The 25,694-nt window shown below is 69.9% G+C and carries 20 protein-coding genes; 11 read left to right on the top strand and 9 right to left on the bottom strand.

The window, feature by feature from the left end:
* Positions 1–61 precede the first annotated feature (61 nt).
* Positions 62–1,741: a murein biosynthesis integral membrane protein MurJ gene (murJ, locus tag ACWDEW_RS17745; protein ID WP_450513871.1), complete on the top strand. Its 1,680-nt coding sequence runs from the start codon at positions 62–64 to the stop codon at positions 1,739–1,741.
* A gap of 83 nt (positions 1,742–1,824) precedes the next feature.
* On the opposite strand, the gene ACWDEW_RS17740 is transcribed toward murJ, so the two are convergent.
* Positions 1,825–2,712 (bottom strand): SDR family NAD(P)-dependent oxidoreductase, encoded by an 888-nt coding sequence (locus ACWDEW_RS17740; RefSeq protein ID WP_450513869.1) that lies wholly within the window; start codon positions 2,710–2,712, stop codon positions 1,825–1,827.
* Positions 2,713–2,783: 71 nt separating this feature from the next.
* Between ACWDEW_RS17740 and ACWDEW_RS17735 the strand changes: the two genes are divergently transcribed.
* From ACWDEW_RS17735 to ACWDEW_RS17725, 3 genes are all read left to right on the top strand, one after another.
* On the top strand, positions 2,784–3,734 hold the full coding sequence (locus tag ACWDEW_RS17735) for a LysR family transcriptional regulator (RefSeq protein ID WP_450513867.1): 951 nt from the start codon (positions 2,784–2,786) through the stop codon (positions 3,732–3,734).
* A 110-nt stretch (positions 3,735–3,844) separates the two neighbouring features.
* Complete coding sequence (locus tag ACWDEW_RS17730) at positions 3,845–4,258, top strand: SsgA family sporulation/cell division regulator (RefSeq protein ID WP_450513865.1); 414 nt, start codon at positions 3,845–3,847, stop codon at positions 4,256–4,258.
* A 161-nt stretch (positions 4,259–4,419) separates the two neighbouring features.
* Positions 4,420–6,444 carry a phosphocholine-specific phospholipase C gene (locus ACWDEW_RS17725; protein ID WP_450513864.1) on the top strand — a complete coding sequence of 675 codons (2,025 nt, stop codon included), beginning with the start codon at positions 4,420–4,422 and terminating at the stop codon, positions 6,442–6,444.
* Here ACWDEW_RS17725 and ACWDEW_RS17720 read toward each other — a convergent pair.
* Together ACWDEW_RS17720 and ACWDEW_RS17715 are read right to left on the bottom strand one after the other, a co-directional pair.
* Positions 6,434–7,459 (bottom strand): Gfo/Idh/MocA family protein, encoded by a 1,026-nt coding sequence (locus tag ACWDEW_RS17720; RefSeq protein ID WP_450513862.1) that lies wholly within the window; start codon positions 7,457–7,459, stop codon positions 6,434–6,436. The genes ACWDEW_RS17725 and ACWDEW_RS17720 overlap by 11 nt on opposite strands.
* Positions 7,460–7,553: 94 nt before the next feature.
* Positions 7,554–8,654 (bottom strand): baeRF3 domain-containing protein, encoded by a 1,101-nt coding sequence (locus ACWDEW_RS17715; RefSeq protein ID WP_450513860.1) that lies wholly within the window; start codon positions 8,652–8,654, stop codon positions 7,554–7,556.
* 87 nt (positions 8,655–8,741) lie between these two features.
* Here ACWDEW_RS17715 and ACWDEW_RS17710 point away from each other — a divergent pair, with 87 nt between their 5' ends.
* The 3 genes from ACWDEW_RS17710 (at position 8,742) to asnB (ending at position 13,595) form a co-directional block, all read left to right on the top strand.
* Complete coding sequence (locus tag ACWDEW_RS17710) at positions 8,742–10,169, top strand: basic amino acid/polyamine antiporter (RefSeq protein WP_450513858.1); 1,428 nt, start codon at positions 8,742–8,744, stop codon at positions 10,167–10,169.
* 33 nt (positions 10,170–10,202) lie between these two features.
* Complete coding sequence (locus ACWDEW_RS17705; RefSeq protein WP_450513856.1) at positions 10,203–11,465, top strand: arginine deiminase; 1,263 nt, start codon at positions 10,203–10,205, stop codon at positions 11,463–11,465.
* A gap of 288 nt (positions 11,466–11,753) precedes the next feature.
* Positions 11,754–13,595 carry an asparagine synthase (glutamine-hydrolyzing) gene (gene asnB / locus ACWDEW_RS17700; protein WP_450513854.1) on the top strand — a complete coding sequence of 614 codons (1,842 nt, stop codon included), beginning with the start codon at positions 11,754–11,756 and terminating at the stop codon, positions 13,593–13,595.
* On the opposite strand, the gene ACWDEW_RS17695 is transcribed toward asnB, so the two are convergent.
* Positions 13,584–15,194 carry an alpha/beta hydrolase gene (locus tag ACWDEW_RS17695; RefSeq protein WP_450513852.1) on the bottom strand — a complete coding sequence of 537 codons (1,611 nt, stop codon included), beginning with the start codon at positions 15,192–15,194 and terminating at the stop codon, positions 13,584–13,586. The genes asnB and ACWDEW_RS17695 overlap by 12 nt on opposite strands.
* 332 nt (positions 15,195–15,526) lie before the next feature.
* On the opposite strand from ACWDEW_RS17695, the gene ACWDEW_RS17690 reads away from it, so the two are divergent.
* A complete protein-coding gene (locus ACWDEW_RS17690; RefSeq protein WP_450513850.1) occupies positions 15,527–16,177 on the top strand; it encodes a chaplin in 651 nt (216 codons plus the stop codon).
* Positions 16,178–16,258: 81 nt separating this feature from the next.
* Here ACWDEW_RS17690 and ACWDEW_RS17685 read toward each other — a convergent pair whose 3' ends face one another.
* Both ACWDEW_RS17685 and ACWDEW_RS17680 read right to left on the bottom strand, forming a co-directional pair.
* The gene (locus ACWDEW_RS17685) at positions 16,259–16,777 is read right to left on the bottom strand and encodes a GNAT family N-acetyltransferase (RefSeq protein WP_450513848.1); all 519 of its coding nucleotides are present in this window, start codon (positions 16,775–16,777) and stop codon (positions 16,259–16,261) included.
* Between the two features lie 25 nt (positions 16,778–16,802).
* Positions 16,803–17,732, bottom strand: coding sequence for a LysR family transcriptional regulator (locus ACWDEW_RS17680; protein WP_450513846.1), 930 nt, complete (start codon positions 17,730–17,732; stop codon positions 16,803–16,805).
* A gap of 177 nt (positions 17,733–17,909) precedes the next feature.
* Here ACWDEW_RS17680 and ACWDEW_RS17675 point away from each other — a divergent pair, with 177 nt between their 5' ends.
* Both ACWDEW_RS17675 and ACWDEW_RS17670 read left to right on the top strand, forming a co-directional pair.
* Positions 17,910–18,809 carry an SDR family oxidoreductase gene (locus ACWDEW_RS17675; protein WP_450513844.1) on the top strand — a complete coding sequence of 300 codons (900 nt, stop codon included), beginning with the start codon at positions 17,910–17,912 and terminating at the stop codon, positions 18,807–18,809.
* Positions 18,810–18,930: 121 nt separating this feature from the next.
* Entirely contained in the window at positions 18,931–19,707 is a 777-nt protein-coding gene (locus ACWDEW_RS17670) for a GNAT family N-acetyltransferase (RefSeq protein ID WP_450513842.1), read from the top strand.
* 181 nt (positions 19,708–19,888) lie between these two features.
* On the opposite strand, the gene ACWDEW_RS17665 is transcribed toward ACWDEW_RS17670, so the two are convergent.
* Positions 19,889–20,770, bottom strand: a complete 882-nt coding sequence (locus tag ACWDEW_RS17665; protein ID WP_450513839.1) for a GNAT family N-acetyltransferase — start codon at positions 20,768–20,770, stop codon at positions 19,889–19,891.
* Between the two features lie 101 nt (positions 20,771–20,871).
* A complete protein-coding gene (locus ACWDEW_RS17660; RefSeq protein WP_262060379.1) occupies positions 20,872–21,135 on the bottom strand; it encodes a GlsB/YeaQ/YmgE family stress response membrane protein in 264 nt (87 codons plus the stop codon).
* Between the two features lie 228 nt (positions 21,136–21,363).
* Here ACWDEW_RS17660 and ACWDEW_RS17655 point away from each other — a divergent pair, with 228 nt between their 5' ends.
* Positions 21,364–22,791, top strand: coding sequence for a hydrolase (locus ACWDEW_RS17655; RefSeq protein WP_450513837.1), 1,428 nt, complete (start codon positions 21,364–21,366; stop codon positions 22,789–22,791).
* Between the two features lie 51 nt (positions 22,792–22,842).
* Here the strand turns inward: ACWDEW_RS17655 and ACWDEW_RS17650 are convergent, their stop codons facing one another.
* Positions 22,843–25,563 carry a glycoside hydrolase family 2 protein gene (locus tag ACWDEW_RS17650; RefSeq protein WP_450514101.1) on the bottom strand — a complete coding sequence of 907 codons (2,721 nt, stop codon included), beginning with the start codon at positions 25,561–25,563 and terminating at the stop codon, positions 22,843–22,845.
* Positions 25,564–25,694 lie beyond the last annotated feature (131 nt).

Raw genomic sequence — 25,694 nt, 5'->3', positions numbered from 1 at the left:
TCCGGCTCATACCGGAGGGCGGCGCGGCCGGAGCCGTTGCCCGGGGTCGTAGATTGTGTCCATGATCGAGGAGACGTCGCCCGAGCGGTTACAGCGGTCGAGCACCCGACGCAGGCATGGCGCGCCAAGGAAGACCGAAGGCGGGGGCGGACTGCTGCGTTCGTCCGCGCTGATGGCGGCGGGAACCCTGGTCTCGCGCGCAACCGGCCTGATACGCCAGGTACTTCAGGCCGCGGCCCTGGGCACCGGACTGCTGGCCACCACGTACAACCAGGCCAACACCGTGCCGACGAGCCTGTACTTCCTGCTCATCGGCGGCGCCCTGAACTCCGTCCTGGTACCCCAGTTGGTCCGGGCCAGGACCGAACACCCCGACGGCGGGGCCGCGTTCGAGCAGCGACTGGTCACACTCGTGCTGTGTGTCCTCGGCGTGGGCACCGCGCTGGCCACCTGGGCTGCCCCCGAGATCATCAGCGTCTACCAGCACGACACGCCCGCAACCCATGACGCGTTCCGACTGACCGTCGTCTTCGCCCGGTTCCTGCTGCCGCAGATCTTCCTCTACGGCGTCTTCAGCATCTTCGGCCAGGTCCTCAACGCCCGGGACCGGTTCGGCGCGATGATGTGGACCCCGGTCCTCAACAACGTCGTCCTGATCACCATGTTCGGCCTCTACCTCGGCCTGCTGACCGCGCCTGAACAGGTGTCGGACATCACCGGCGCCCAGGTCAGGCTCCTCGGCATCGGGACCACACTCGCCCTCGCCGTGCAGGCACTCGCCCTGATCCCCTACGCGCTGGCGGCCGGGTTCCGGTTCCGGCCGCGCTTCGACTGGCGCGGAACCGGGCTCCGCAAGAGCGTCAACGCGGCCCGCTGGACACTGCTGTTCGTGCTGACCAACCTGGCGGCGAGCACGGTGGTGACCCGGCTGGCCTCCGCCGCCGACGCGGCCCGGCCCCGCGACGGCGTCGGCTACACCGCATACAGCTACGCCCAGCAGATCTGGATGCTGCCGCAGTCGATCGTGACCGTGTCCCTGGTGACCGCGCTGCTCCCGCGCATGAGCCGGGCGGCGACCGAGCACCGCCTCGACGACCTGCGCGCGGACCTGTCGCGCGCGCTGCGGGTCAGCGGTGTCGTCATCGTCCCGGCCGCCTTCTTCTTCCTCGCCTTCGGTCCGCAGACGGCTCAACTCCTTTTCGCCCACGGCTCCGCCGACGCCGCGTCCACCGCCCCTCTGGGCCACATGCTGCAGGCCTTCGGCCTCGGCCTGATCCCCTTCTCCGCCCAGTACCTGCTGCTGCGCGGCTTCTACGCCTTCGAGGACACGCGCACGCCGTTCCGGATGGCGGTACTGATCTCGGCGGTCAACATCGCGCTGGCCGTGGCCTGCCACTTCCTGCTGCCCCCGCGCTGGGCGGTCACCGGGATGGCCGGCGCCTACGCCCTGTCGTACGGGATCGGTCTGCTGCTGACCGCGCTGCGCCTGCGGCGCCGTACCGAGGGACTGCTCGACGGACGGCGGATCTGTCGCACCTACGGGAAGCTGACCGTGGCCGCCACCGCCGCCGGCGGTGCCGGGTGGCTCCTCGCCCGCATCTGCAACCAGGGCCTGGCGGTGGGTAGTTGGACTCCGGCGCTCTCCTTGGCGGCGGGCGGTACGGCGATGGCCGTGCTGTTCCTGCTTCTGGCGCGGCTGCTGCGGACAGGGGAGTTGCGGAGCCTGCCCGGACTGGGGTGAGCCTCGGGCCCCGGCCCGCGCGGTCCAGGGCGGGGCGTCCCCGGTGCCGACTCGTCGCGCAGGCGCAGGAGTTGGCGGGACAGTCAGGGGGTGAGCTTCGGGTCCTGCTCGACCAGCGGTTTGCCGGAGTGCCAGTCCAGAGCGGCGCCGAAGCGGACCAGTTCGCCGTAGAGCCCGGGATCGACGTGCTCGGCGAAGACGAGGTCGAGCACGGCGACCGCGGCCTCGGCCGGTGACTTGGCCTGGCTGAAGTCGTCGAACCAGGGGCGGGAGGTGGCCGTGTCGACCATGCCGGGGCACACCGAGGCGATCAGGGTGTCCGACGCGAGGTCTTCCTCACGGCGCTCCGCGGCGACCGCGCGGACGGCGGCGACCTGGGCCACCTTCGAGGGCACGTTCAGCCAGAGCGGCCAGCCCGCCTCGGCGGTGGTCCGGTGGTGGACGGCACTGCGCCAGGACTCGACGGCGTATTCGACCTGGTCCAGGCTCGCGCCGTCGAACAGCTCGTGCAGCGCGGGGTCGAGATGGCCGAGGGTGCCGAGGCTGCTGGCCACGACGAGGAACCGGCCGCCCGGGCGCAGGATCGGCCCGAAGGAGCGCAGCATCGCGTGGGTGGCGGTGTTGGAGACGTCGATGAACTCGTCGGCACGCTCGGACTGCGACTCCCCGGGAAGCATGCGGGTCACGGCGTTGGAGATCACGATGTCGACGCCGCCGTGGCGTTGCCGGAGTTCGTCGGCGAGGTGGGCGATGGCGTCCGTGTCGGTGACGTCGAGGACCCGGCCCTCCACCCGGCTGCGCGTGCCGGGCAGGCCGGCCACCTCACGGGCCGCGTCGGTGACCCGCCGCTCGTCGCGGCCGGTGAGCAGAACAGTGTCGTCGGGACCCATACGGGCCGCCAGCCCCTCGACGAGGGCGCGGCCGAGTCCCTGGTTGGCGCCCGTGACGAGGGCGATGCGTGAAGCGTTCATGCCTCCACGGTAGGAACGACCCCATCCATGCGTCCAACGAGAATTACGCACCGCTAGTATGCGTAATCATCATGGAATTCACGGATGTGTCACTCACCGCTCTGCGCGTCTTCCGCGCGGTCGCCGAACAGGGGACCTTCACGGCCGCCGCCGTGTCGCTGGGCTACACCCAGTCGGCGGTGTCCCGGCAGATCGCCGCGATCGAGCGGGCCGCGGGCGCGGAACTCCTGGAACGGCGCCGCGACGGCGTACGGCTGACCCCGGCCGGCCGCGTCGTCATGCGCAGGGCGACGGTCGTACTCGACGAGATCGACGCCACCGCCCGCGAACTCTCCGGGCTGCCCACCGAGGCCGCGACGGTCCGCCTGGGCTGGCTGCCCAGCGCCGGAGCGGTCCTGCTGCCCCGCGCCCTGCTCGCCCTGCGCCGCAGCGACCCGGACCTGAACGTCGTCAGCCGGGAGGGCGGCACACCGGCACTGGTACGCGCCCTGCGGGCCGGCAGCCTCGACCTGGCCCTGCTGGCGTCGGCGCCGCCGTTCCGTCCGCCTGACGCGGAATCGCCCCCGCTGGTGCTGCACACCCTCGTCGAGCGCCCGCTGTACCTCGCGGTGCCCGCCACCCATCCGCTGGCCCGCGCCGACTTCGTCGACGTGGCCGACCTGCGCGGCCGGCGCTGGATCGCCGGTTCCTCCTCCGGCGAGGACCGCCTCATGGGTGTGTGGCCCGGTCTCGACGAACGCCCCGAGATCGCCCACACCGCCCGCGACTGGCTGGCCAAACTCCAACTCGTCGCGGCGGGCTGCGGGTTGACGACCGTGTCCGCCTCCCTCGCTGCGGCCGTCCCGCCCGGTGTACGCGTCCTGCCGGTACGCGGCGGGCCCCAGGAACAGCGGCGGCTGTTGCTGGCCCGGCTTCCGGGGGCACCCGCGGAGGCGGTCACCCGGGTGGCGGCCGCTCTGCGTGCCGCCGCACTCGACGGCGGGGACACGAGCCCCGGAGGGGGCGATATTCCAGCAGTGTGATGCACGTCACACTAACTCGTTCGGGGTTCCGCGTAATGCAAACGGCACCTGCGAGGTCGTACAGGCACACGGCAATCCGGCCGACCTCTCACCCGTAGCGGAGACCGAGCATGGACATCACCCTCGAACAGCCCACCCGAGCAAGGCTGATCACGGCGGACGACACCGAGATTCCCGTGTCGGCCACGCTTCGCTACCTCGCCTCGGACCCGCTGGCGGTGCACCTCGACTTCCCGCCCGAGGTGTCCCTCGACGGCGAGGGTGTCACCTGGACCTTCGCCCGGACGCTGCTGGAGGAGGGGCTGCGACGGCCGGCCGGGAGCGGGGACGTGCACCTGTGGCCGTGCGGCCTGACCCGTACGGTGCTGGAGTTCCACTCGCCGTTCGGGCTCGCCCTGCTCCATTTCCACACCCCGGCGCTGCGCCGCTTCCTGCTGCGGACGTACGACGTGGTGGCCACCGGGAACGAGGACATGGACGCGGTCGTCGAGCGGGGGCTCAGCGCGCTGTTCGGAAGCGTCTGAGGCGCATTCGACGTCAGGTTTCGGCGAACTCGGCGTCAGGGCAGCGACTTTGACTTTTGTTCACCTCCATCTCACCGTTCAGGTATGGACCTTGGCGATCACCCCGTGCACCCTTGCGCGCGGTGTGCCGCTCGGGCACGCCTGTGACGAGGGTGGAGCGCATGACACCGATCAGCCGAAGAGGCTTCGTGGGGCTCGGTGCCACCGTGGCGGCGGGCATGGTGACGGGCACCGGAGTACGACCCGCGATCGCGGCCCAGCAGGCCGCGACCGGCACGATCTCGGACGTGAAACACGTGGTGATCCTCATGCAGGAGAACCGCAGCTTCGACCACTACTTCGGGCGCCTCAAGGGCGTCCGCGGCTTCGACGACCGCAGCGGCATCACCCTCGGCGGCGGCTACCCGGTCTTCAACCAGCCCAATGGCGGTGGCCGTCAGTACCCGTGGAAGCTGAGCGCCACCCCGGCCGCGGGCGGCAAGGACGGCGAGACTCTCGCGCAGTGCAACGGCGACCTGCCGCACTCCTGGTCCTCGCAGCACTCCGCGTGGAACAAGGGCCGCCTCGACAACTGGGTCTCGGGCGTGGGCAATGTCCGCTCGCTCGGCTACCTCGACCGCGCAGACATCCCCTTCCACTACGCGCTCGCCGACAACTACACCGTGTGCGACGCGTACTTCTGCTCCACCCTCAGCGCGACCGGCCCCAACCGCACCTATCTGTGGAGCGGCAAGGTCGACTCCGCCAGCTACGACGGCGGTGACGAGTCCGGCCTGACCTGGGGGACCTACGCCGAGGCGCTGCAGAACGCCGGAGTGACCTGGAAGGTCTACCAGAACGCGGCCGACAACTTCGGCGACAACGGCTGCGCCTACTTCAAGAACTTCGCCAACTCCAAGGCGGGCAGCCCGCTTTACGACCGAGGCATGGCCTCCGTCCCGGCCACCACCGGCTCGACCCCCGACGACATCGCCGCTGCCATCAAGGCCGACGTCCTCGCGGGCACCCTCCCGCAGGTCTCCTGGGTCGTCCCCAACCAGGGCTTCTCCGAGCACCCCTACGCCCCGCCCGGCGACGGCGCCCACTTCATCGGCCTCGTCTACCAGGCCCTCGCCGCCGACCCGGACGTCTTCGACTCGACCGTCCTGTTCCTCAACTACGACGAGAACGACGGCTACTTCGACCACGTCCCGCCACCCGTCCCGCCCGCCGGCACCGACGGCGAGTTCCTCAACGGCGTCCCGTACGGCTTCGGTTTCCGCGTTCCGATGATCGTCATCTCTCCCTGGACACGCGGCGGTTGGGTCTCCTCCGAGGTCTTCGAGCACACCTCGGTCCTGCGCTTCCTGGAGACGTGGACCACGGCCCTCGGCAAGCCGGCCACCTGCTCCAACATCAGCACCTGGCGCCGCAAGGTCAGCGGCGACCTGACCGGCGTCTTCGACTTCGCGAACCCGGTCTACGGTTCCGTCGCGCTTCCCGCGACCAGCGTCATCGGCATCTCCACCTGCGGCCCGCTGCCCAACCCGGTGCCGACGGACAACGCCCTGCCGACGCAGGAGACCGGCACCCGGCCCGCCCGCGCGCTGCCGTACCAGCCCAACGGGTACCTGGATCACCTGGAGTTCGGGTCGAGCGGCAAGATCCTCGCCTGGTTCGCCATGGCCAACCAGGGCGGCGCCGCCAAGAGCGCCGCCCATCTGTCCATCCACCCCAACGCCTACCGCGACACCACGCCCTGGCAGTACACGATCGACCCCGGTGGCACCGCCTCCGACTTCTTCAACATCGGTACGGGCTACGGCAGCGGCAAGTACGACCTCTCCATGGTCGGGCCCAACCGCTTCCTGCGCCGCTTCCAGGGCGACGCCACGAAGGCGGGCAAGTCCGTTGAGGTGAGCACCCGTTACGCGGTCGAGTCGGGTACCGGCAAGCTCGCGATCTACTTCAGGATGACCAACTCGGGCTCCGCGACAGTGAAGTTCACGATCGCCTCCAACCACTACCGCACGGACGGGCCGTGGACCTACACGGTCGCAGCGGGCGCGTCGACGGAGGACTTCTTCAACGCCGTGGCGTACCAAGGCGGTTGGTACGACTTCACGGTGACCGTCGACTCCGACGCGACCTGGTTGCGCCGGTTCACCGGACACCTGGAGTCGGGCGCGGCCAGCATCAGCGGCTGACGTCGGCGTACAGGTCCGGGCGCGGGGCGAGCTCCACGGCCACCCGGCCGCCGCTCTCCAGCGCCCGGACCCCGGCCTCGGCGACCACGGAGGACGCGTAGCCGTCCCAGACGCTCGGGCCGGTGACGCGGCCCTGCCGGGTGGCGTCGACCCAGGACTGCACCTCGCGGTCGTAGGCATCGGCGAAGCGGACGAGGTAGTCGAGCGGCACGTCCTCGTGCGCGCTGCCGTGCGTGGTGACGACCATCGTGTGGTCCTCGCCGATCCGGGCACTGCCCGCCTCGCACACGGCCTCGCAGCGCACCTGGTAGCCGAAGCCGGAGTTGACGAAGACCTCGACGTCGACCAGAGCGCCGCCCTCGGTCTCGAAGAGCACGAGCTGCGGGTCGACCAGCCCCTCCGGGGCGCTCGCCGACGAGCGCGGGCTGAGCACCGTCACCGCCGTGAGTTCCTGCCCGAGCAGCCAGCGGGCCGCGTCGATCTCGTGCGAGACCGAGCTGTCGATGAGCATCGCGGAGGTGAAGTAGGGCGGCGACGACACATTGCGGTGCGTGCAGTGCAGCATCAGCGGACGCCCCAACTGCCCGCTGTCCAGGAGGGACTTGAGGCGCTGGTACTCCGCGTCGTAGCGCCGCATGAACCCGATCTGCGCCAGCCGCCGCCCGAGCCGTGCCTCCGCCTCCACCACCCGGAGCGCCCCTGTGGCGTCGGGCACCATGGGTTTCTCGCACAGCACCGGCAGTCCGCGTGCGAAGGCCGCGAGCAGCGCCTCCTCGTGCGCGGGACCCGGCGAGGCGACGAGCACCGCCTCGACCCCGGGGGCGTCCAGCGCGGCCACCCCGTCCTCGTGCACCGCGACCGCGTCCAGACCCGCCGCCGCCTCCTTGGCGCGCTCGATGTCCGGGTCGGCCACCGCGGCCACCCTGGCACCGCTCACCACCTGGTCGAGGCGTCGTATGTGGTCGGCTCCCATGTGTCCCGCACCCAGCACGGCCACGCCCAGCAGGTCACCCACGTGTGCTCTCCCTCTACGTCGACGATCACGCCGTAGCGTACGCCCGTAGGGGAGGCGGCCTCCGGAATGCGCGGGGACCGGCAGCGCGGTGGGTTCAGTACCGCAGTACGCCCGCGATGCCGTCCGCGTCGGTCAGGCTGCCGTCGGGGACGAAGCGGACCTCGGCACCCGTCTCCAGGCACTGTTCGACGATCTCGTCCACTATGTCCTCGCGGGCGTCGAGGTCGCCGCTGTCGGCCGGGACCAGGTGGTCGCCGTGGTCGTCGCGGACCGTGACGCGGTAGTTCTCCTCGACGGCCAGCAGCCGGACCCGGCCCTCGCGGGCGTTCTGCCAGACCTCGTCGACGCCGGCCGCGAACTCCTTGCGGCCGCGCGCCGATTCGAGCTCCCGGGTCACCGTGACCGTGCTCTTGCGCGCCTCCGCGTCGACGAGCGGCCGTACGGCCTGCCACACCGCGTCGGGTGTGCCGTGTGCGAGACCGCCGTGGGGGATGTGGACCGCGCCCTTGGTGGCGCTGCCGACCTCGTCCAGTGCGGACAGGGCCGCCTGGTCGCCGGTGATGTAGAGCGGGCGCCGGTGCTCGCGCAGGATCCGGCCCATCGCGGTGTCGGCCTCGCGCAGGAAGTGCCGGGTGTCCTCGTCGCGGAAGGTGCTAGGGATGTCGCCGATGCGCTCCTGGCGCTCGGCGTCGAAGTTGTCCCGGTGGTCGCGGGTCAGCGGGAAGCCGCCGGTGTGGTCCTCGGTGACCCGGTCGACCCCGCCGTTCCACAGCGTGACGCGGTCGGCGGAGACGGAGAGCACCCAGAACGGCCGCTCGGAGGCCTGCGCGGAGACGAGATTGCGGGTGAGGAACGTGTCGGAGAGCACCACACGTTCGGGCACGGACCTGGCGAGGGACCACACCTGGTGCTCGCCCGGCGCGGCGAAGATCACCAGACCGTCCTCGGCGTGCGCGAGATCGATCTCGGCGAGGGCCTGGTCGAGCTGGCGGACCACGTCGATGCGCCGGTCCCGGGGGACCGCGGGATCGGCCTCCAGCTGCTTCTTGGCCTCGGCCAGCACATTGCGCAGCCGGACCGGATCCTGGGCGTTGTCGGGCTCGCGACGATGTGTCGGCGTGAGCACGGAGACCGCGGGGTAGGGGCGCGGGCGCCGCAGTTCGGTCAGGGTGGCGGGACTCAGTGCGTGCTCCATAACAGCACGATAGGGCCGATTGACGGATGGGGCATATGGGGGAAGCCTGCCAGGCAATTGGGGCAAATGGTTGCTAACGTCCCACGAGTGACGCAAGCCGCCACCACCGACTCCCGGACCACGGCCGCCAAGCTGAGCCTGCCGACGCTGACCACCATGGTGGTCGGCTCCATGGTCGGGGCCGGGGTGTTCTCGCTCCCGCGCAGGTTCGCGCAGGAGACGGGCGTGGCCGGCGCCCTGATCGCCTGGGCCGTCGCCGGTACCGGGATGCTGATGCTGGCCTTCGTCTTCCAGACCCTCGCCGTCCGCAGACCCGACCTCGACGCCGGTGTCTACGCCTACGCGAAGGCCGGTTTCGGCGAATACCTCGGCTTCTTCGCCGCGTTCGGCTACTGGGCCAGCGCCTGCGTCGGCAACGTGACGTACTGGGTGCTGATCATGTCGACGATCGGCACCATCGCCCCCTCCCTCGGTGAAGGCGACACCGTCCTCGCGGTGGTCCTCTCCTCGGCCGGACTGTGGCTCTTCTTCCTGCTCATCAGCCGCGGGGTGAAGGAGGCGGCGGCCATCAACCGGATCGTCACCGTCGCCAAGGTCGTACCGATCCTCGTCTTCGTGGTCCTCGCGCTCTTCTACCTCAAACCCCATGTCTTCGCGGAGAACTTCGGCGGCGCCGACTATGCCGGCTCCCTGTTCCAGCAGGTCAAGGGCACCATGCTGGCCACCGTCTTCGTGTTCCTGGGCGTCGAGGGCGCGAGCGTGTACTCCCGGCACGCCCGCCGCCGCGAGGACGTCGGCCGCGCCACCGTCCTCGGCTTCCTCAGCGTCTTCGCCGTCTTCGCGTCCGTCACGATCGTGTCGTACGGCGTGATGCCGATGGGCGAGATCGCCGAACTGCGGCAGCCGTCCATGGCGGGCGTGCTGGAACACGCGGTGGGCACCTGGGGGAAGGTCTTCGTCAGTGTCGGACTGATCGTCTCCGTGCTGGGCGCCTATCTCGCCTGGACGCTGATGGCCGCCGAGGTGCTGTTCGTCGCCGCCAAGGACGACGACATGCCGCGCTTCCTGAAGAAGTCCACGCCGGCCGACGTGCCCGTGCCCGCCCTGGTCATGACCACCCTGCTGAGCCAAGTCGTCCTGGTCGTCACCTACTTCTCCGACGACGCCTTCAACTTCGCTCTGGACCTGACCAGTTCGCTGACACTGATCCCGTTCCTGCTGGCGGCGGGATTCGCCGTACGGATCGCCCTCGCGCAAACCCGCTCAGGGCAACGCGAGTTGACGGTCGCCGTGCTCGCCACCGTCTACACCGCGTTCCTCATCTACGCGGCCGGCTTCAAGTACCTCCTCGTCTCGTTCATCATCTACGCGCCCGCCACCTTCCTGTTCGTCAAGGCCCGCAGGGAACAGGGGCGTTCGCCCTTCGCGGCCCGCGAACTGGTGATCCTCGCCGTCTCGGTCGCGGGCGCCGTCGTCGGCGTCGTCGCCCTGGCGGCGGGCCGGATCAGTCTCTGACCCGCCTGTGACCTCCGGAAAGGTGTGTGCACCGTGACCAACCCAGACACCGTGGACCGACATGAGTACGGCGTCCACTCCGAGGTCGGCCGACTGCGCAAGGTGCTGGTCTGCGCACCTGGCCTGGCCCATCGCAGGCTCACCCCGACCAACTCGGACGACCTGCTCTTCGACGACGTGATGTGGGTCGAGAACGCCCAGCGCGACCACGCGGACTTCGTCAACAAACTCCGCGAACGCGGCGTCGACGTCGTCGAGTTGCACGAACTGCTCGCCCAGACCATGACGATTCCCGCCGCCAAGGACTGGCTCCTGGACCGGAAGATCGTCGCCAACGAGGTCGGCCTGGGCCTCATCGACGCGACCCGCGCCTACCTGGAGAGCCTCGAACCGGCCGAACTGGCCAAGTACTTGATCGGCGGCCTCGCCACCACCGACCTCCCGGACGACTACCGCTCCGACTACGTCGCCCTGGCCCGCGAGTCCACCGGCGTCCGCGAGTACCTGATGCCACCGCTGCCCAACACCCTCTACACCCGCGACACGACCTGCTGGCTCTACGGCGGCCTCACCCTCAACCCGCTCTACTGGCCCGCCCGGCACGACGAGACCCTGCTGATGAAGGCGATCTACACCTTCCACCCGGACTTCGCGGGCTCCCTCGTCTGGTGGGGCGACCCCGAACTCGACTGGGGGCAGGCCACGTTCGAGGGCGGCGACATCATGCCCGTAGGCAATGGCGTGGTTCTCATGGGCATGAGTGAGCGCACCTCGCGCCAGGCCATCACCCAGGTCGCCAAGGCGCTCTTCGACCTGGGCGCCGCCGAACACGTCGTCGTGGCCGGTCTGCCGAAGCTGCGTTCCGCGATGCATCTCGACACCGTCTTCACCTTCGCCGACCGCGACCTGGTGACCCTGTACCCGGCGATCATGGACGCCGTCCACACCTTCTCCCTGCGCCCCGGCGACAAGGGCCCCGGCATCGACATCGTCGACGAGGGCCCGACCCCGTTCACCGACGTCGTCGCCAAGGCGCTCGGACTGCCCGAGCTGAGGGTCGTGGAGACGGGCGGCGACGTCTACGCCTCCGAACGCCAGCAGTGGGACAGCGGCAACAACGCGGTCGCGCTGGAGCCGGGCGTGGTCTTCACCTACGACCGCAACACCCAGACCAACACGCTGCTGCGCAAGGCCGGCGTCGAGGTCATCACGATCGTCGGCGCCGAGTTGGGGCGCGGCCGGGGTGGCGGGCACTGCATGACCTGCCCGATCGTGCGGGACCCGGTGGAGTTCTGAACTGCCGGGCCAACCGGGGATGTTGGTGAACTCTTTGCCCATGGCCGGTTCCTGACGAGCACCGCCCGGTGGGACGCCGGTCGGCGGATCTCGCGGACGCAAAGCACGGCCGAAAGCGGTGGGTCGGCGCGGCCGTTCAGGTTACGGACATGTTGACCGACCTCGCTGCGGTGACTCACTCTCGATCTGTAGGTGCTAGATACAACTGGTTCGTTCAGGCAACCTCCACCTGAGGAAAGTTCCAGGTGGAACGAGGTTGGCCGACCGACCGGACGCAGGAGGTAGCGCATGTGTGGCATCACCGGATGGGTCTCCTTCGACCGCGATCTGCGGACCGAGGGCGCGACATTGGATGCAATGACCGAGACGATGTCCTGCCGCGGCCCGGACGACCGCGGCGTCTGGATACAGGGCCCCGCCGCGCTCGGACATCGCCGGCTCGCGATCATCGACCTGCCCGGCGGGCACCAGCCGATGAGCGCCGACACGGCGGACGGCACGGTCGCCCTCGTCTACTCGGGGGAGACCTACAACTTCACCGAACTGCGCCGCCAACTGGCCGACCGCGGCCACCGGTTCACCACCGACTCCGACACCGAGGTCGTCCTGCGCGGCTATCTCGAATGGGGCGACGCCGTCGCCGAACGCCTCAACGGCATGTACGCCTTCGCGATCTGGGACGGCCGCCGCGATCAACTCGTCATGATCCGGGACCGCATGGGCATCAAGCCCTTCTACTACCACCCCACCTCCGACGGCGTCCTCTTCGGCTCCGAACCCAAGGCGATCCTCGCCAACCCGCTGGCCCCCGCCAGGGTCACTCTGGACGGCCTGCGGGAACTCTTCACCATGATCAAGACACCTCGACACGCCATCTGGGACGGCATGTTCGAGGTCGAACCCGGCACCGTCGTCACCGTCGACCGCGCGGGCCCGCGCCGCCGTACCTACTGGCAGTTGGAGACCCGCCCGCACACCGACGACCGCGAGACGACCGTTGCCACCGTCCGCACCCTCCTCGACGACATCGTGCGCCGCCAGCTCGTCGCCGACGTGCCCCGCTGCACCCTGCTCTCCGGGGGTCTCGACTCCTCCGCCATGACCGCCATCGCCGCCCGCCAACTCGGCGAGCACGGCGAGAAGGTGCGCAGTTTCGCCGTCGACTTCGTCGGCCAGAGCGAGAACTTCGTCGCCGACCAGCTCCGCGGCACCCCCGACACGCCGTACGTCCACGACGTGGCCCGCGCCTCGGGCACCGACCACCAGGACATCGTGCTCGACGCGCACGCCCTGGCCGATCTCGATGTCCGGGCGAAGATGATCCGGGCCCGCGATCTCCCCACGGGCTTCGGCGACATGGACTCCTCGCTGTACCTGTTGTTCCGCGCCATTCGCGACCAGTCCACCGTCGCCCTGTCCGGCGAGTCCGCCGACGAGGTGTTCGGCGGCTACCAGCAGTTCTTCGACGAGGAGGCCCGGCGCGCCGCCACCTTCCCCTGGCTGGTGCGCTTCGGCCGGGACTTCGGGGACGACACCGACGTACTGCGTACGGACCTCACCGAGGCACTGGACACGCCCTCGTACATCGCCGACGGCTACCGCACCGCCGTCGCCGGCGTCCAACGGCTCGACGGCGAAAGTGACTTCGAGTACGGCATGCGGCGCATCTGCCACCTCCACCTCACCCGCTTCGTCCGCATCCTGCTGGACCGCAAGGACCGCGCGAGCATGGCCGTCGGCCTGGAGGTCCGGGTGCCGTTCTGCGACCACCGGCTCGTCGAGTACGTCTACAACACGCCCTGGTCCCTCAAGTCCTACGACGGCCGGGAGAAGACCCTGCTCAGGGAGGCCACCGCGGACGTCCTCCCGAAGTCCGTGTACGACCGGGTCAAGAGCCCCTACCCGTCCACCCAGGACCCCAAGTACGCGGTCGCCCTCCAGGACCACGCCAAGGACCTGCTCGCCCGCCCCTCCCACCCGGTCTTCGACCTCGTGGACCGCGAGCGGCTCCGCCGGGTCGCCCACAGTGACGCCCCGATCAGCACCCAGGCGGGCCGGCGCGGCCTGGAACGTGCCCTCGACCTGGCGCTCTGGCTCGACCTCTACAAGCCCGAGATCTCACTCGCCTGAGGCCGGGGTGTCCGGCTGGCAGGAACTCCCGCTCGGGGGCAGCGAGCCGTACAGCAGGAAGTCGTTGACCTTGGTGTGCACGCACTTGGACGACGCGTAACCGGTGTGGCCCTCACCCTTGTTGTCGAGCACCACGGCCGAGGAGCCGAGCCTGTGCGCCGTCTCCACGGTCCAGCGGTACGGCGTGGCCGGGTCGCCCCGGGTGCCGATGAGCAGCATCTTCGACGTGTCCACGTTCTTGACGTCGTCGCGGATGTAGTCGGTGCCCTTGGGGCGGCCATAGCACATCAGCACCTCGGTGAGCCGGTAGCGGCCGAAGACCGGTGACGCGGTCTGGTACTCGGCGCGCAGCCCGGCCAGGTCCTTGGTGATCCGCTCGGCGGTGGGGCGGTCGGGGTCGTCGGCGCAGTTGATGGCCATCAGCGCGGCCGGAAGGTTGTCGAGGGGGACGTTCTGCGCGTCGACGAGCCCGCCGCCCGACTCCTCCCCGCCGCTCCGCAGGCCGGGCAGCCCGGACCCGCCGGACGAGAACGCCATCACGGCGCGTGTGTCACCGTCCTCCACCAGGGAGGCGATGGCGCGCTCCAGCGTCGGCCACAACTGCTTGCTGTACAGCGCCTGGCCGATGGCACCCACCAGGTCCTGGCCGGAGAAGGTGTCGCCGAAGTCCGTCTGCACCGGATCCCGGTCGAGCGAGTCGACGAGCCCCACGACCTGGTCCGGCGCCGACCGCGCGTCCGTGCCGAACGGACAGGCGATGTCCTGCACACACCAGTTGAGGAAGTCCTCCAGCGCGGTCTGCTGTCCCTCGGCGCCCGCCATGCCCTGCTCGGACAGCGGCTCGGTGAGGGTGTCGACACCGTCGAGCACCAACCGGCCGACCTTCTTGGGGAATTGGGCCGCGTAGACCGCGCCGAGCCGCGTTCCGTAGGAGAAGCCGAGGTAGTTGAGCTTCTTGTCGCCGAGGGCCTGGCGCATCACGTCCAGGTCCCGCGAGGCGTTGACCGTGCCTATGTGGGGCAGGACCGGGCCGGAGTACTTGGCGCAGACGGCCGCCGCCTTCCGCAGCTGCCTGAGGACGACCTTCGGATCGCTGCTGTCGAGGTTCGCCGGATCCTCGTCCGTCGCGGCCGAGCCCTGGTCGGCGCCCGCACCACAACTCACGGGCGAGGACTGGCCGACACCTCGCGGATCGAAGGTGACGACGTCGTAGCCGTTCGTCAGATCCATGAACTCCTTGCCGTCCGAGGCGAGTTCACTGACGCCCGCACCGCCGGGACCACCGAAGTTCAGCAGCACCGAACCCCTCGACTTCCCGGTCGCCCGATATCGGGCCAGCGCGAGATCGAGTGTCGCCGCGCCGGGCTTCGCGTAGTCGAGCGGGACGGTGACCTTCCCGCACTGCAGATCCTTGGGCGCGTCCGCGTCCTTGCACGCGGCCCACTTCACCTTCTGCCGGTAGAACCGGGACAGGTCGGGCCGCGGCCCGACGTCGGCCGTGGCGAGCGTGGGCAGCCCCGCGCCGAGCAGTGCCAGCGTGAGGATCCCGGTGAACGCGCAGCGCCGGAACGCGGGCCGCGATGACAGCCTGGCCAGCATCAATGCCTCCAAGGACGCGCTGTGACCGGCGCCCTCGATCACGATAAGCGGGCCGTACGGGGCTCGCCTCCCGGCGAGCGGAACGGTGATCGGTGCCGTATTCTGCGCCCCTTCAATAGGCATAAGAGGTTTTCCGACTAATGGTTTTCCGATTGGTCGAGGGTGTTGGCGAGGTGTTGTTGCGAGTAGTTCGATAACCGTGACGCTCGATGGAGTGAAAGGCCGATAAGCCATAACTCGGATGGTGCGCCCACGTTTTATTCGGTGCGGGTGACTGCCCGCGACCAAGTCTGGAAGGCAGGGAGCCTATGAAACGGGTTACCCGAAACGGGATGATCGTCGTCGCCGCCGCGTCCGGTGCGATGGCCACCGCGCTGCCGGCGTTCGCCGACTCCGCCGCGGACGGCTCGGCGGCCGGTTCGCCGGGAGTGGTCTCCGGCAACACGATCCAGCTTCCGGTGCATGTGCCGGTGAACGTGTGCGGGAACACCGTGAACGTGGTGGGGCTGCTCAATCCGGCCGCGGGCAACAGTTGCGTCAATCAAGGCGACGGCGCGAAGAGCCCCGCCGCGCCACGCGGAGGGGTCTCGGCGCACGGCGGTGCAAAGGATTCACCCGGTGTGCTGACCGGAAACGGAGTGCAGCTCCCGATCCATCTCCCGGTGAATGTCACCGGAAATTCCGTGAATGTCGTAGGTGTCGGCAATCCCGTCGTGGGCAACCGCTCGGAGAACACCTCCGGTGACCACCCCCACCACCCGGCGCGGCCGTCACCCGAGCCGCCGGCACCGACTCCGGCACCACCGAAGCCGCACCCGGCACCCGCCACGGAGGTCCGGGGGCACCTCGCCCCGCCGGCCGCCGCGGCCTCACTGGCCCACACGGGTACGGACGACACGATCCCGGCCGCCGCCGCGAGCGCGGCCCTCGTCCTGGGCGGCGCCGCCCTGTACCGGCGTTTCCGCCCCGGGGCGGACCGCTGAGACGAGCACCCGCGCCAGGACGGAAGGCCCCACCGGGCAGGCGACCGGTGGGGCCTCCGCCGTTCGAACCGCCTTGATGGATCAGGGGAGTTCGCCGCGCAGGACGCTGTACCGCACCCCGTCCCGCCAGCGCCCGTCCCGGTAGGCGACGCTGCGCAGGACGCCCTCCCGGGTGAACCCGGCCTTCTCCAGGGCGCGTTGCTCGGCGATGTTCTCCGACTCCGTGTCCGCCTCGACGCGCATCACCAGGGTGTGCGCGAACAGATAGCGCGCCAACTGCCGTTGCGCCTCGGTCCCGACACCCTGTCCGCGCGCCTCGGGCAGCAGGGTGATGCCCATGTTCCGGTAGTGGCAGGTCGGGGTCGGGGCGACCTTCCGCCAGGCGACGAACCCCACCGGCTCGTCACCCCGGATCGCCATCAGGCAGGAACGGTCACCGCCGAGCAGGCGGTCCTCGGACCACTGCCGCCGCCAGCGCCGGACGTCGCTCCAGCCGTACCACTGGAACTCCGACGCGGCCTCCGGGTCACCGAGGAAGCGCTCCATGACGACCAGGCCGACTTCGTCCACCGGTCGCAGTGCGATGTTGTCCGCGGTCATGCCGGACAAGCGTCGGGGACCCCAACTAGTGGGCCGTGTGAGGGTGTTCCCCGGAATCGGCCGGAGCCCTGAGGAGTGCGTGGGCCGCCTTCCGGAACGCGGACAGCAGCCGGTTGTGCTCGCCGGCCCGGGTCGCGAGGGCGACATGACTCGGCTCGACGCCGTGCAGGGGGATCGCGAGGATGTCGGGGCGGATCGTCTGCCCGGGGCGGATGCCGGCCACGATGGCCACGGCCCGTCCGTCGGCGACGAACTCGAACTTGTCCTCCAGGGCCCGGATCACTGGACCCCCGGGCGCCGGCCGGCCGTCGGGCCGGGGATCGATACGCCAGAAGGCGGCCCACGCCGGGTCCGCGCCGGGGACTTGCGGCACGGGTTCGTCGGCGATGTCGTCCACGGTCACGGACTCCTTGCCGGCCAGCCGGTGGTCGAGCGGCACGAGCAGGACGCGCGGCTCGTCGTAGAGGATCGTGACCTCCAACTCGTCTGTGGAGAAGGGCAGTCGGGCCACCACCGCGTCCACCCGACGCTCGAACAGCGCGGCGCGTACGTCGTCGTAGGCCAGATGTACGACGTGCACGTCGGCGTCCGGGTGCCGGCGCCGTACCTCGCGCACCGCCGGGGTCACGAACAGGTTCGCCATGTATCCGACGGTGAGACGGCTGGGTTCCGCGGCGGCGCGGGTCTCGGCGGCGGCCTGGGCGGTGGCACGCAACAGCCCCTTTGCGCGCGGCAGAAAGACCTCCCCGGCCTCCGTGAGCCGAGTGCCCTGAGGGGTGCGGTCCAGCAGCCGGGCACCCAACTGCTCCTCCAGCCGCCGGACTTGACGGCTCAGGGACGGCTGGGTGATGTGCAGCGCCTCGGCGGCGCGACCGAAGTGACGCTGCTCGGCGACGGCGATGAAGTACCGCACGAGACGCAGTTCGAGATCAGGCGCGGAAGTGAGGTCCGTCATGCCCCAAGCGTACTGCGCGACGCACCGGACATCGCACGGAAAGGACTTCTCATCAGCTGTGATGCCTCATCCGCATTGCGTGATGCGAAACAGGCTTTGGACCCGGAGTCGGTGTCCTGACCACGATGGAAGCACAGCACGACCCAGTTCGACACCCACCCATCGAAGGAACGCAGCATGCGTGTATTCGTCACCGGCGCGACCGGATTCATCGGCTCCGCCGTGGTCCGTGAACTGCTCGACGCAGGACACACGGTCACCGGTCTGGCCCGCTCCGACGCGTCCGCCGAGGCGCTGACGGCCGCGGGCGCCGCCGTGCACCGGGGTTCGCTCGACGACCTCGACAGCCTGCGCCGCGGCGCCGAGGCGGCGGACGGGGTCTGCCATCTGGCCTTCATCCACGACTTCACGGACTTCGCCGCCAACTGCGCCACCGACCTGCGGGCGATCGAGGCGATCGGCGAGGCGCTCGCGGGTACCGGCAAACCCTTCGTGGTGACCTCGGGCACCCCCGCGCTCGACAAGGGGCGGGTGGCGACGGAGGAGGACAGGGTCGACCCGGAGTCCTTCTCGGCGATACGGCAGCCCTCCGAGATCGCGGCGGTCGCGCTGGCGGAGCGCGGGGTGCGGTCGTCCGTCGTCCGGCTGCCCCGGTCCGTGCACGGCGAGGGCGACAAGGGATTCGTCGCGGGGCTGATCGCCGTCGCTCGCCAGAAGGGACTGTCGGCGTACGTCGGCGACGGCACCAACCGGTGGCCCGCCGTGCATCGCCTGGACGCGGCCCGCCTGTACCTGTGGGCCCTGGAGTCGGCCCCGGCGGGCGCGCAGTACCACGCGGTCGGCGACGAGGGGCTGCCGCTCCGGGAGATCGCGGAGGTCGTCGCCGCCCGTCTCGACGTCCCGACGGGCAGCGTGACGCCCGAGGAAGCGGTCGCGCACTTCGGATTCCTGGGCCTCGTCGCCTCGCTGGACTGCCCGGCGTCGAGCACGCTCACGCAGAAGCAGACGGGGTGGCAGCCGGTGGAGGTGGGCCTGCTGGCCGACCTCGAAGCGGGCCACTATTTCGACGTGGAGTAGTACTTCGACGCGCAGTGGTACACCGACGTGCAGTAGGAAAGAAGGGCTCCCGGCCGCGGCGCCACGCCCCGGGCACGTAATCCCGTTGCCGGGCTTGCCCCTCGGATGTTCAAGTGGACCCATGGATCATGCCGAGGTGCTCGCCCTCCACGACCGCGACCTGCGCGAACGCGCCCGACCCAGCGAGCCGGGTGCCCGGGTGGAGCGGTCCGGGGGAGTGGTGCGCCAGGTCGCCGGCGCGGACGGCTGGAACGGCGTCCTGTGGACGGACCTGGACGAGACCGACGCCGACGCGGCGATCGCCGAACAGATCGCGTACTTCACGGGACTCGGCCGTGACTTCGAGTGGAAGCTCTACGGCCACGATCTGCCGACCGACCTCGGGCAGCGGCTGACGGCGGCCGGGTTCACCCCCGAACCGCAGGAGACCCTGATGATCGGCGAGATCGCGGCACTCGCCCTCGACGCCGAACTGCCGGACGGCATCCGCCTGTTGCCCGCCACCGACCGCGCCGGCGTCGACCTCGTGGCGGATGTCCACGAGAAGGCCTTCGGCTCGGACAGCTCCCGGCTGCGCTCCAGCCTGCTCGCCCAGCTCGCCGCGGACCCGGACACGGTCGTCGCCGTCGTCGCCCTCGCCGGGGACGAACCGGTGAGCGCTGCACGAATGGAACTCGTCCCCGGCACCCGGTTCGCCGGCCTGTGGGGCGGCGGCACGGTGGAGAGCTGGCGGGGCCGCGGCATCTACCGCGCCCTGGTCGCCCACCGCACCCGCATCGCGGCCGACCGCGGCTACCACTACATCCAGGTCGACGCCTCCGACCAGAGCCGCCCCATCCTCGAACGCCTCGGCCTCGCCCCGCTCACCACGACCACGCCGTACCTGTACGAGCCGTAGAACGGCAGCGGCACCCGCCCGCTCGCCGAAGACGACCCCGTCGGCCTGCACGGCACCACACCTCATCGAGGCCGCCGCTGTCGAACACGGGTGCCCGGCGCAGGCGTACAACATCAGTCCAGTCGGGACGGCCTCGCCGCGTTGCGAGCCGTGCGCTGATCAGTACGGGCAATGGCCGTGCCTACAGGTCGAGTTGGTACTTCACCGCCCGATGTGTCGGCACGTAGCCGAGCGCGTCGTTCACCGCCCGCATCGGCGCGTTGCCGTCCGCCGTGTCCGTGAGCAACCCCGCGAGCAGTGGGTGGAGTTGGTGCGCCCGGTGGATCGAGGCGGCCTTCATCCAGTGGGCGAGACCGCGGCCACGATGGGCGGGCAGTACGGCCGTACCGTAGTGCTGCGCGTCGCCGCGTCCGTCGCCCGGCACGACCAGTTCGGAGAAACCGACGACGCTTCCGTCGGTGGTGTCCACCGCGGCGACGGTGTGCAGGAGCTCCCCGCGGCGCGCGACCGCCTCGGCCGCCGCGACCAGTCGTTCCACATCCCATGCGACGGTGCCGTAGTCGGTGTCCTGCATCGGCATGTCGTCCATCGCGCTGCGCGACTCGGCGTAGGAGTGGGCGAGTCCGGCCGGAACCGTGCCGTGCCATTCCGTCAACTCGTAGCCGGGGTGCGGGCGTTGGGCTTGTTCGCCGATCGCCGTGAGATCCGCGTCGGTCAGTGACAGCCGGGCGTACGTCAGGGTCAGTACCGGACGGAAGCCGCGGGCGGGCAGGAACTCGTCGGCGGGTGAACCCTGTTGGGCCTGGGTGACGATGGAGCGCCGGCCCTCCGCGCGGGCGGCTGTCGTCGCGGCCTCCAACAGCCGGGTGCCGATGCCCAGTCGGCGCTCGGCGGCGTGCACCGAGAGCTCCAGTTCACCGAGATGCGCCTGCCCCTCCTTGAGGAACAGGCGCAGCGAAGCCGACCCGACGGGCACGCCGTCACCGTCCTGGGCGAGCCAGACAAGACGACGGCTCGACGGGCCGGAGTCCGGATCGACGAGCGGGATGACGCGTGGTGACAAGGGTTCTCCGGGAGGGATGCGCGAAGCACGGGACCTGGCGGCGGGCTCGCAGTAGCTTGCCGCCGCCCGGTCTCACCCGCAACGCAATTCCCGGCCCCCGCTCAGCGGCGCACCCTTGTCCGGTCCAGCGCGGCGATGCCGACGGCCGCCAGGCCGATCTGGATGAGCCACTCGATCCAGTCGATGCCCTTGGTGTCGGCGACCCCCAGGCCCGAAGCGATCGCCGCGCCGAGCAGCGCGGCCACGATGCCGACCACGATCGTCAGCAGAACGCCGACGTGCTGGCGGCCGGGGACGACGAGCCGCCCCAGCACGCCAATGATGATGCCGATGATGATGGCACTGATGATGCCCGAGATCTCCATCTCCGCCCCTCTTTGTCGTTGTCCTCGCTCTCATCTTGTGCCCGTTGCGGGCTGAGCCACTCCGCCGAGTTCTGCCGACTGTTATTGCCGCGACTTTCTGTTCACTACCCCTTCATGCCATGTACCTTTCAATCGTTCAACGCGTGTAGAAGTCCCCACCTACCGTTCTACGCGCGCAGATCAGGCGCCCGCACCGCACCTTTCCCATCCCTCACGGAGGTTCGCCGGATGCTTGGATCCAGAAGATCCCGCCGCAGACTCACCACCGCCCTCGCCGGCCTGGGACTTTTCGTCACGGGGGCGGCCCTCCAGGTCACCACCACGGCCACGCCCGCGCACGCGGCCACCACGCACCGTGTCCTGTTCGACGACGGCCACGCCGAGGAGGCGGGCAACGCGGACTGGATCATCTCCACCAGCAAGCCCGACCCGCTGGCCCAGGACTCCTCCCCGTCCGCCGAGACGGACTGGACCGGAGCGCTCTCCTCGTGGGGCGTCGCCCTGCAGAAGACCGGTAGTTACAGCCTGAAGACCGCCACCAGCGCGCTCACGTACGGCGGTTCCTCGACGACCGACCTGTCGAACTTCGACACGCTGGTCCTGCCCGAGCCCAACACGCTGTTCACGACGGCCGAGAAGACCGCGATCATGACGTTCGTCAAGAACGGCGGCGGCCTGTTCATGATCTCCGACCACACCGGCGCCGACCGCAACAGCGACGGCTACGACGCGGTCGAGATCCTCAACGACCTGATGACGAACAACAGCGTCGACTCGACCGACCCGTTCGGTTTCTCCATCGACACCCTCGACATCAGCTCCGGCTATCCCGCGGCGATCAGCGACAGCAGCAACGCGGTCCTGAACGGCGCCTTCGGCACGGTCACCAAGAGCCTGATCGCCGACGGCACCACGGCCACTCTCAAGCCCGCCGACAACGCGAACGTCAAGGGCCTTGTGTACCGCAGCGGTTACTCCGGCAACTCCGGCGCGTTCTTCGCGACCAGCACCTTCGGCAGCGGTCGCGTGGCCTTCTGGGGCGACAGCTCGCCGATCGACGACGGCACCGGCCAGTCGGGCAACACGCTCTACGACGGCTGGAACGACACCGGCGCCACCAACGCCGCCCTCGCCCTCAACGCCACCGCGTGGCTGGCCGGCGACGGCAGCACCGGCGGCGGTGGCGGAGGGGGTGGCGGCACCTGCACCGCCGCCCAGTTGCTCGGCAACCCGGGCTTCGAGTCCGGCAACACCACCTGGACCGCCAGCAGCGGCGTCATCACCAGCTCCAGCAGCGAGGCCGCCCGCACCGGCTCCTACAAGGCCTGGCTGGACGGCTACGGATCGGCCCACACCGACACCCTGTCCCAGTCGGTGACCATCCCGTCCGGCTGCTCCGCGACGCTCAGCTTCTATCTGCACGTGGACACCGCGGAGACCACCACCAGCACCGCCTACGACAAACTGACGGTCACCGCCGGATCCACCACCCTGGCCACGTACTCGAACCTGAACGCGGCCTCCGGATACGTCCTGAAGTCCTTCGACGTGTCCTCGCTGGCCGGAACGACCGCCACGATCAGTTTCAGCGGCGTCGAAGGGTCCACCCTCCAGACGTCCTTCGTCATCGACGACACCGCGCTCAATGTGAGCTGATGACGGCCGGTGGGGCCCGGCGGCGGCCGGGCCCCACGGGTTCTCAGGTGTTCACGCCGCCGGGACCGTCCGCTCCGGTGTGTTCCAGCCGGAGACCCGCACCCGAGGCGCCGACCCGTGCAGTTCGGACGTCCGGTAGGTCACCGTCAGCGTCTTCGACTCCCCGGGCCACAGGCTCACTTCGTTGTCGGACCACGTCACCGGCAGCACCGGCCGGCCCGCCGAGTCCACGAGGTGGACGTCGGTGAGAAGCGAAGGAGTCTTCGCCTTCCCGGAGTTGCGCACCGTGACGGTCGTGGTCGAGGTGCCGTCCGTGCCCACCGAGGTCGACGCGGTCGCCGAAACCGGCACCTGCGCCATCGAGTTGAGCCCCTTGAGATCGGCATAGCTCGTCGTCGGCGTGTAGTACCAGTCGGTGTGCGCCCAGTCGAGCGTGTCGGGCCTCGCGGAGAGCCAGTACACGTTCCGGCTCACCTCCTTGCCGGACGCGTCCGTGAGCGTCAGCCGCACCAGGTACGTCGTCGACAGCCCGGCCACCGACGAGGGCAGGGTGAGCGCGGTGCTGTGCGCGCCGCCGCCGGAGACCGTCACCCCGGCCACCTGCCTGTCGTACTTCTGCATGCCGTCGGTGTTGAACAGCGTTGCTCGCACGGTGAGTTGGTGTGCGGACGCGTTCCGGTTGTTCACCACGACGATCGAGCGGTTGTCGTAGGAGTACTGGATGTGCAGCGGTTCGTTCGCCTTCTTCGCGCCGAAGTAGGCACCGCCCTGGTCGAGGTATCGGTCCATCAACTGCCAGTGCAGCGAGGTCCATCCGCTGTTGAACATCCAGTAGACGACTCCGGTCGCCGGCTTCGTGGCGTCGGTGGCGTTGCGTTCGTAGGCCTCGAACTGGGCGCGGACGTTCTCGTACTGCGCGAGCTGGGCCTTGCGGACGTAGTCGGTGAGGCTCGTAGGCGGTCCGTAGCGGCCGGTGAGCGCGTTGTCGTAGAGCTTGAGGGTGTTGAAGACCGGTGACGGGGAGCGGTGGTACTGCTTGGCGGCCGGATCCTTCCAGAGGGTGGCCAGTTCGGCCGGGGTCATCATGCGGCGCAGGGTGTCGAGGGTGGGGATGTCGGGGCCCGCGCTGGTCTCGGAATTGAAGCCGGTGGCGCCGCCCTCGCGCTTGGCGTACCAGTAGTTCGGCGGGATCCAGTCGTACGGGCCGGTCATCTTCATGCCCGAACTGCCGCTGACCGGCGAGGAGTTGTCGGAGGCGGCGGCGACCACCGGGGTCTTCCAGTCGGCCGCCTTCAGCGCGTCGAGGTAGGTCTTCTCGATTTTCGCGTCGGGGGCGAAGTCGCTGCCGATGAGGAACGAGATCACGCTGGGGTGGTCGCGCAGCCGGGCGGCCTCGGCGGCCATCGACGCCTTGGCGACCGGATAGTCGGCGGCGGTCCACTTGTCGCCGGTCTCGTCGCCGTTGACCTGGCCCTCCCACTTGTCGCAGCACTCCCAGCCGGGGAGGGTCAGGATGCCGTAGCGGTCGGCCAGGTCGAAGAACTCGTCCGGCTCGATGTGTCCTTCCAGCCGGATGGTGTTCAGGCCCAGGTCGAGGGCGTACTTCAGGCGGTCCTCGACGTAGGTCCGGTCCCAACGGAGGAACTCGTCCGGCGACCAACCGCCGCCCTTGATCAGCAACTTGCGGCCGTTGATCCGGTACTGGCGGGCGCCGTCCGAGTTCAGCGGGGCCCGGACGTCGCGGATGCCGAAGGTCTGGTGCGAGGAGTCGGAGGGGGTGCCGTTCACGGAGGCGGTGAGGTCGAGGCCGTAGAGCGGCTGGCCGCCCATGCCGGCCGGCCACCACACCTTCGGGGAGTTCAGGTGGACGGCGAAGGTGACGGTCTTCGCCTGGTGTGCGGCGAGGGAGACGGTCGTGGTGAAGGTCCGGCCGTCGATGCTGCCGCCGACCTGTGCGGTGACGGGCGTGTTCGTGTCGTTGCGGGCCTGCGCCTTGACCGTCAGGTCGGCGGTGGCGAGCGACGGGACGGCCAGTTTGGTCACCACATGTGCGTCGCGCAGGGCGACCGGGCCGCCGCGGCGGACGAGGACGTCACGGACGATGCCCATGTTCTGGTCGGGCGGCGGCTGGAGCCAGTCGATCCAGCCCATGGTGAGGTTCTTGTTCGGGTCGTTCGGCCGGATGCGGAAAGCGACCGTGTTCGTGCCGGAGCGGACGAGCGAGGTGACGTCCAACTCGTGGTGTGTGTAGGCGCCGTTGACGTCGGCGGCCTTGGCGATCTGCTTGCCGTTGACGTAGACGTCGGCCGCCGAGATCACTCCGCTGAAGTCGAGGTAGGTGCGCTGCGAGGTGTCCGTGACCGTGAAGTCGCTGCGGTACCACCACGGCACCTTGAAGTCGGCCTTCGGGATCTTCTGCTGGTTGGTCGAGTAGAAGGGGTCGGCGTACACGCCGTCGGCGATCAGGGCCGCCAGGACCGTCGAGCGCGCGCCCGCCGGGTACCAGCCCCTCGCCCGATAGCTCGGGGAGGAGACGGCCGCGGGGGAGTCGGTGACCTTGGCGGACGACTGGATCGCGTAGCCCGACAGCGGGGTGGCGGCCCCGGCCGTCGGGCGTACGGCGGTCACCGGGGCCTGCGCGCGCCGCTGCGGGGACGGCTCCCGGGCTCCCGCCCAGGCGCTGGTGGTGAGGGCGCCCAGCAGGCCGAGGGCGATCGCGGCCGTGGTGAGACGGCCTCTGAGGAGGGGGTGGACGGCGGGGCGGTGGAACACGGGGGACTCCAGCCTCGTCAAGTTAGGAAACTTTACTAACTGCGACAGAAGGTAGGCCGGACGATGGGGTGTGTCAATCACCGTTGCGCGTGGGTGAGTTGCTCAGGGCACCGGGCCGTGCCGGTGGGTGA

The organism is Streptomyces sp. NPDC001100, assembly GCF_053598575.1.
Note: the sequence above shows the minus strand (reverse complement) of the source record. Positions and strands in the feature narration are given on the sequence as shown.